We start from the raw sequence: 6,295 nt of genomic DNA, 5'->3' as shown, positions 1-6,295 counted from the left end.
ACCGCGAGCCGGACCGCCCGCTCCCGAAGCTCCTCCGGGTACTTCCTCGGTGCTCCCATGACTCTCATCCTCCCGTGGATTGAGAGCCTCCATCAGACCCGGGGCGGAACACCGCGCACATCGCGCGTGGTGGCCTCATGACCTTCGGCCGATTGCAACCGGCTAGTCGTCGTCGCAGGTGCCCGCGCTCGCGCGGCGTTCTCTGAGCTGGAAAACGGCTTCGTAAGCCCAACCGAGGACACCACCGCCCGCGATACAGAGCACCTCGAGGGGGAGATACGTCTGCCGTGCATGCGGCGCGCCAAAGGTGCCGATGGCGAGGAGCGCGGCGATCACGGCTCCACCCGCAGTCCCGCCGAGCGCAGCCAGTGCAGCGCGCTGCCGTGGACGCTGTGATCCGGACAAGTTGCGTGCGACGAGAGCGAGCCCTGCCTCCCCGACAATGCCTCCAGCGATGACCAGGGCGACGCCCGCGTCGATCACCCCCGCGACGAAGAGCCGACCACTCGGGGCGAACATGTCGTTGGCCTGAGGTCGCAGTTGGATCGGGAGTTCGTGAACGACGAACACCGCGGACGCGGCAGAGCTCACGAGCGCGCTTGCCGCAATGTACGTGCGCATCGGGCTCGGAGATACCGGACCTGGCTTGGGCATGAGGCATGGTAACGATAAGCACGCGCATCGTGCCGGCGGGATCAGCGATCGCGAGGGGCGGGCAGCATCAGCGCCGGCACGGACCGCACGCCGCCGCTTGACAAGGCGTTCGGCCTCCGAGGGGTAGACCCCGAGCGCTAGGCGGGCATCGAGACGTTCTTCTGGCTTATCAAGCGCTGGAAGACGGAGGGGCCCAGGAGTTACGTGAGCTACCAGCCGAGGCACCCTCAGCCGGATCTGAAAGTTGAGCCTTGACCCGGCCCGCTGCGACGCACCCCTGAATCGGAACCCGTAGCAGTCAAGCGCGGTGCGGTCGGCTTGGTGACGCAAACTCCGACACCGCCCGGCCAAGGATCCTTTACCGGTCTGAGCGACCGGTGCAGGATCAGCTACCGAGACGCCTCGAGCCTGTCACTTGGCTAGGGTGTTTTGGGTGCTGATAGTTCTTCGCGGGAACTCGGGTTCTGGCAAATCGACCGTGGCGCAGCTGCTTCAAGCGAAGCTCGCTGGACCCGCCGCGGTCTTGCACCAGGATTACTTTTACCGGGTCATCTTCCGCGAGCAGGGAACAGCGGGCATGGCACACGCGGATCTGCTAGAGTCCGCTGCTGCCCACTGTCTTGGCGCGGGCCAGCACGTGGTGATGGATGGCATCTTCAACGCGCGCCAGTACGAGGACGTCCTCGCTCGGATCGCAGGTCGAGCCGACGACGCTCGCTTCTACGCCTTTGACCTGACCTTCGAGGAGACGGTTCAGCGGCATGCGTCTCGGCCCAAGGCGCTCGAATTCGGGGTCGAGGAGATGCGTGGCTGGTACCACGGGTGGCAGCCACTGTCCTTCGTGCGAGAGCGTCCGATTGGCGGGGACGAGTCCGCCGATCAGATAGCGGAGCGGATTCTGTCGGACGGTCCGAACGAGCTGTAGGTCGTAACCGCCGTCCGTTGGAGGATCGTCAAATGAGACGAGCGAGACCTCGGCATTGTGCAGAGGTCTCGCTCGTTGTGGTGGTGTGGGTTAGCGCCCGTTGAACTCGTCGTCGGTGATGTGTTCGAGCCACGTTGTGGTGGTGGCGGGATCGTCACCGTTCTCGAGCATCGCGATGTGCTCCATGAACACTCCGGGGGCTGCGGCGTGGAAGTGTTCCTGGCCGGGCGGGGTGTAGATCGTCTGGCCGGGGTGCACGTCGATGATCTGACCGTCGCGTGTTCCGAAGCGGCCGACACCGGCGGTGACGCGGAGGTACTGGCCCTTCTCGTGGGAGTGCCACGCTGTGCGGGCGCCGGGGGCGAAGCGAACCGTCGCGACGACCATGTGCTGGCCGTCTTCGTGGGGAAGCGCGATCGGGTCGAGCCAGACGTCTCCGGCGAACTGCTCGGGCGGGTTCTTCGAGGTCGGTGTTGCGGGTTCGATGTTCACTGTTCGTCCTCCGTGAAGAGTTGCTTCGCGACGCCCATCGCTGCCATGCCGTTGGGCCAGCCGGCGTAGAGCGTCACATGGGTGATGGCTTCGATGAGTTCATCCTGGGTGACGCCGTTCTCGACGGCGCGGCCGAGGTGGAAGCGGAGCTGTTCAGTGTTCCCGCCGGCAGTGAGGACCGCGACCGTGATGAGGCTTCGGTCTCGCGCGGAGAGTTCTGGTCGGTTCCAGACGTCGGCGAAGAGGACGTCATCGGTGAGTTCTGCAAGCTTCGGAGCGAAGTCGCCGAACAGGTTCCGGCCGCCGCCGATCTGCTTCTGCTGATCAGTCATGCCGCTGCTCCTTCGTGGTTGAGGTCGTTGGAGAGCTCGGGGAACGCGCGGGCCTGCTCGGCGAGCTGGGCACCCTTCTGTACGATCCCGTCGACACTGTCCTCGCCTGCCGGGAGTCGCAGCGGCGGCTCGGGCATGGCGGCGAGCTTGATGATGGTCTGGGCGAGCTTCGCGGGGTCCCCGGTCTGCTGGCCTTCCATGCTGCGGAAGAACCCCTTGGCCTGGTCGGACAGGGGTGCGTAGTCGTCGACGTGCACGTCGCCCCAGAATGTCGAGTTTCCTTCGGCGAGGAGGTCGGTGCGGAAGAAGCCGGGCTCGACGACGGTGGTGTAGATCCCAAACGGCTCGACCTCACCGCGGAGTGCTTCCATCCAACCTTCGAGCGCGAACTTGGACGCCGAGTACGCACTGCCGCCAGCGTTGGCGACGACGCCAGCGGTCGAGCTGATGCTGATGATCCGACCGGAACGCTGCTGTCGCATGACTGGCAGGACGGCACGGGTCACGTTGAGGGCGCCGAAGAAGTTGGTGTCCATCTGCGTGCGGAACTGCTCCGCGCTGAGCTCCTCGAAGAAGCCGGCCTGGAAGCTGCCAGCGTTGTTCACGAGGACATCGATGCGTCCGAACCGCTCGGTCGCGGCGGCGACCGCGGTGGTGGCAGCGGTCCCATCCGTGACGTCGAGCGCAACGGCGAGGAGGTTGTCGTGCTCGCCGACCGCATCGAGGACTCGCTGTGCGTCGCGGCCAGTGGCGACGACGTGGTGGCCGGCGGTGAGGGCTGCGCGAGCGAACTCGGTGCCCATGCCGCGGCTTGCTCCGGTGATGAACCAGACCTGGGGGTGAGTCATGAGGTGACGCTTTCTGTTCTGTGGGGAGATGAGATCGTTCTCCGGAGCGAGTGCGGCGCGATGTCAGTTCCCGCGTTGGATAGTGGCGGAGAAATCGCCGTCGTGGCGTTGGATCGGGGCTGTCTTCTCGAGGGTGCCGATGCGGGCGATGCCGTCGTAGCGGCTGACGTCGCCGTAGTAGAAGACGACGTTGCCCCAGGGGGCGTAGTAGCCGATATCGCCGGGGAACGGGTCGTCGCTGGCCGGCATGCCGGTCATGGGCAGCTCCTGGTCGAGGTGCCCGATCTTCTCTTCGCCGTTCAGGTCCTCTGGATCGGAGTGGTCACTGCGCTGCTCGCGGTGGCGGATGCCGTACTCGGTGCGGCCCCTGCGGTGTCGGTGTCGGACGACGTGGCAGAGTCCTGGCTGGAACAGCCCGCGGCGAGGACGCCAAGGAGGGTGATGACGGGGAGTGCGAGTGCTGCGCGGTGCAGGCGGTTACCCAACGGTCTGCCCGCCGTCGACGACGAGCGTGTGGCCGACGGTGAACGCACCACCTTCTGAGCACAGCCACAGCACCGCCGACGCGATCTCCTCCGGTCGACCCATCCGGCCGATGGGTTCCTGCGCGGTCATCGTCTGCCGGCCTTCGTCGGTGCCACCGGTGACGCGGCCCATCATCGCGGTGTCGATGACGCCGGGCGCGACAGCGTTGATCCGGACGCCCTGGTCGATGTACTCCAGCGCCGCGGACTTCGTCAGGCCGATCAGCCCGTGCTTGGCAGCAGCGTAAGCGGCCTGCCCCGCGATTCCGATGACGCCTGCCCCGGAAGAAGTGTTAACGATGGAGCCGCCGCCGGCGGCGATGATGGCAGGGATCTCCTGCTGCATGCAGAGGAACACTCCTCGCAGATCGGTCGCGATGATCCGGTCCCAGTCCTCGACCGGGAGGTCCGCGGTCGGCGTCTGCTCCTGCTCGATGCCGGCGTTGTTGAACGCGATGTCGAGGCGACCGAACGCGCTGACGGTGTCCGCGATCGCTTGCTGCACGTCGTCGGCGTTGGTGACGTCGACGGTGAGGGTGAGGGCTTCTCCGCCGTTGTCGCGGATGAGCTGCGCTGTCTCGTTCAGCCTGTCAGCGGACGTGTCGGCGAGGGCGACTCGTGCGCCTTCCGCAGCGAACGCCTGCGCGGTGGCGCGGCCGATGCCGCTGCCGGCGCCGGTGATGAACGCGACCTTGCCGGTGAACCGGTCGGTGCTGGTGCTGGTCATGCTGTCCTCCTGATGGTATTCAGTTGTCGAGGTCCGCGGCGTATGTGCGGAAGTCGCCGCGTTCGGTGTGGATGCGCCAGATCGTGTCTGCGAGCACGGTGGGCTCGTGGGAGGGCTCTCCGCCGCCGATGCGGCGCGGGATGATGAGCTGGCCGACGTGGATGCCTTCGGGGGCGAGGGCGTCGTGGAGCAGCTGCGCGTAGGCGCTCTCACCTGCGAACGCGATCGAGGTTCCGGTGACGCGGGCGCCGGGGCGGACCGCGCTGGCGCCGTTGATGAAGACGATGGTCCCGCCGCCGAGCGTGCGCATGCCGGGGATGACCTGGTGCGCGACGGTGACGGGGCCGTAGATGGAGAACTCGACCGGGCCGACGAGGTCCGCAGCGACTGTCTCGAGGACGGGCCGCATGAACTCCTTCGCCGGCAGGGGGCTGTACTGCACGACCTCGATCGGGCCGAGCTGCTCGCTGGCCTGCTCGAGGGCGGTGCGGAGCGAGTCCTGGTCGCGGACGTTCGCGGTGAACCCGGCGGCGGTGATGCCCTCCGCGGTGAGCGTCGCGGCGAGCTCGTCGACGCGGGTCCGGTTCCGGGCGATGAGCGCGACGGAGAAGCCCTCCTGGCCGAAGCGGCGCGCGACGGCGGCGCCGAGTCCGGGGCCCGCTCCGATGATGGCAAGTGTGGTCATGATGCTTCCCGTTCGCAGTTTGTGAGCAGGAGTGAAGGGCCTCGGCAACCGGGGGGAGCTGCCGAGGCCCGGTCTGTGGGTTATGGGCGGAGGAGGACCTTGATGGCGCGGCGTTCGTCCATCGCCTTGTAGCCCTCGGCGGCGTCCTCGAGGGGCAGCTCCATGTCGAAGACCTTGCCCGGCTCGATCGCACCGCTGAGGATCAGGTCGATCAGCTCGGGCAGGTAGCCGCGGACCGGGGCGGGGCCGCCGTGCAGGTGCACGTGGGAGAAGAACAGTTCCAGGCCCGGCAGGTCGACGTCGTGGGAGACGCCGACGTAGCCGACGTGGCCGCCGGCGCGGGTGGAGTGGATGGCCTGCATCATCGATTCCTGCGTGCCGACCGCCTCGATGATCGAGTGCGCGCCGAGGCCGTCGGTGAGTTCCTTGATCTTCGCGATGCCGGCTTCGCCGCGCTCCTCGACGATGTCGGTGGCGCCGAACTCGCGGGCGAGCTTCTGCCGGGACTCGTGGCGGGACATCGCGATGATGCGCTCGGCGCCCATCTGCTTCGCCGCGAGGATTGCGAGCAGGCCCACAGCGCCGTCACCGACGACGGCGACGGTCTTACCCGGACCGACTTCGGCTGCCTTCGCGCCGAACCAGCCGGTACCGAGGACGTCGGATGCGGCAAGGAGGGACGGGATCTTGTCCTCGTCGGGCATGCCGGGGGTTGCGACGAGGGTACCGTCGGCGAGCGGGACCCGCATGTACTCGGCCTGCGCTCCGCCGACACCCTCACGGTGGACGCAGCCCGACTGGTAGCCGGACTGGCAGATCTCGCACGTGTTGTCGGAGGCGAAGAACGAGCCGACAACGAACTGACCGGGCGTGACGTTCTGCACGTCGGCGCCGACTTCCTCGACGATGCCGACGTACTCGTGACCCATCGGGACGGGCTCATCGATCGCGTCGTCACCGCGGTACGGCCAAAGGTCCGATCCGCAGACGCAGGCCGCGACGAGCTTGATGATCGCGTCGGTGGGCTGCTGAATGGTCGGCTTCTCACGCTCGTCGACGCGGACGTCGCGGGCGGCATGCATGATCGTGGCGCGCATCAGATGCGGAT

9 protein-coding genes are annotated in these 6,295 nt (G+C 67.2%); 1 reads left to right on the top strand and 8 read right to left on the bottom strand.

Annotated features, from left to right (window positions below):
• Window positions 1-162: 162 nt before the first annotated feature.
• Window positions 163-621, bottom strand: a complete 459-nt coding sequence (locus DEI86_RS15125; protein ID WP_111050065.1) for a hypothetical protein — start codon at window positions 619-621, stop codon at window positions 163-165.
• Between the two features lie 457 nt (window positions 622-1,078).
• On the opposite strand from DEI86_RS15125, the gene DEI86_RS15120 reads away from it, so the two are divergent.
• The gene (locus DEI86_RS15120) at window positions 1,079-1,579 is read left to right on the top strand and encodes an AAA family ATPase (RefSeq protein ID WP_309146572.1); all 501 of its coding nucleotides are present in this window, start codon (window positions 1,079-1,081) and stop codon (window positions 1,577-1,579) included.
• Window positions 1,580-1,669: 90 nt separating this feature from the next.
• Here DEI86_RS15120 and DEI86_RS15115 read toward each other — a convergent pair whose 3' ends face one another.
• The 7 genes from DEI86_RS15115 to DEI86_RS15085 all read right to left on the bottom strand — a co-directional run bounded on the left by DEI86_RS15115 (window position 1,670) and on the right by DEI86_RS15085 (window position 6,284).
• Window positions 1,670-2,071 carry a cupin domain-containing protein gene (locus DEI86_RS15115; RefSeq protein ID WP_111050063.1) on the bottom strand — a complete coding sequence of 134 codons (402 nt, stop codon included), beginning with the start codon at window positions 2,069-2,071 and terminating at the stop codon, window positions 1,670-1,672.
• Window positions 2,068-2,403, bottom strand: coding sequence for a carboxymuconolactone decarboxylase family protein (locus tag DEI86_RS15110; RefSeq protein WP_111050062.1), 336 nt, complete (start codon window positions 2,401-2,403; stop codon window positions 2,068-2,070). Before DEI86_RS15110 ends, DEI86_RS15115 begins: the two co-directional genes overlap by 4 nt.
• Window positions 2,400-3,251, bottom strand: a complete 852-nt coding sequence (locus DEI86_RS15105; RefSeq protein WP_111050061.1) for an SDR family oxidoreductase — start codon at window positions 3,249-3,251, stop codon at window positions 2,400-2,402. Before DEI86_RS15105 ends, DEI86_RS15110 begins: the two co-directional genes overlap by 4 nt.
• A gap of 63 nt (window positions 3,252-3,314) precedes the next feature.
• Window positions 3,315-3,554, bottom strand: a complete 240-nt coding sequence (locus tag DEI86_RS16645; RefSeq protein WP_258376575.1) for a cyclophilin-like fold protein — start codon at window positions 3,552-3,554, stop codon at window positions 3,315-3,317.
• A gap of 174 nt (window positions 3,555-3,728) precedes the next feature.
• Window positions 3,729-4,502: an SDR family oxidoreductase gene (locus tag DEI86_RS15095; RefSeq protein ID WP_111050059.1), complete on the bottom strand. Its 774-nt coding sequence runs from the start codon at window positions 4,500-4,502 to the stop codon at window positions 3,729-3,731.
• 19 nt (window positions 4,503-4,521) lie between these two features.
• Window positions 4,522-5,187, bottom strand: coding sequence for an SDR family NAD(P)-dependent oxidoreductase (locus DEI86_RS15090; RefSeq protein WP_111050058.1), 666 nt, complete (start codon window positions 5,185-5,187; stop codon window positions 4,522-4,524).
• Between the two features lie 80 nt (window positions 5,188-5,267).
• The gene (locus DEI86_RS15085; RefSeq protein ID WP_111050057.1) at window positions 5,268-6,284 is read right to left on the bottom strand and encodes a zinc-dependent alcohol dehydrogenase family protein; all 1,017 of its coding nucleotides are present in this window, start codon (window positions 6,282-6,284) and stop codon (window positions 5,268-5,270) included.
• Window positions 6,285-6,295: the final 11 nt, after the last annotated feature.

Source organism: Curtobacterium sp. MCBD17_028, from assembly GCF_003234875.1.
Lineage (GTDB): Bacteria > Actinomycetota > Actinomycetes > Actinomycetales > Microbacteriaceae > Curtobacterium.
Note: the sequence above shows the minus strand (reverse complement) of the source record. Positions and strands in the feature narration are given on the sequence as shown.

What these genes read in the sequence shown, in the direction of transcription:
- DEI86_RS15125 (WP_111050065.1), bottom strand. Translation starts at nt 621, where the DNA reads ATGCGCACGTACATTGCGGCAAGCGCGCTCGTGAGCTCTGCCGCGTCC.
- DEI86_RS15110 (WP_111050062.1), bottom strand. Translation starts at nt 2,403, where the DNA reads ATGACTGATCAGCAGAAGCAGATCGGCGGCGGCCGGAACCTGTTCGGC.
- DEI86_RS15105 (WP_111050061.1), bottom strand. Translation starts at nt 3,251, where the DNA reads ATGACTCACCCCCAGGTCTGGTTCATCACCGGAGCAAGCCGCGGCATG.
- DEI86_RS15095 (WP_111050059.1), bottom strand. Translation starts at nt 4,502, where the DNA reads ATGACCAGCACCAGCACCGACCGGTTCACCGGCAAGGTCGCGTTCATC.
- DEI86_RS15090 (WP_111050058.1), bottom strand. Translation starts at nt 5,187, where the DNA reads ATGACCACACTTGCCATCATCGGAGCGGGCCCCGGACTCGGCGCCGCC.
- DEI86_RS15085 (WP_111050057.1), bottom strand. Translation starts at nt 6,284, where the DNA reads ATGCGCGCCACGATCATGCATGCCGCCCGCGACGTCCGCGTCGACGAG.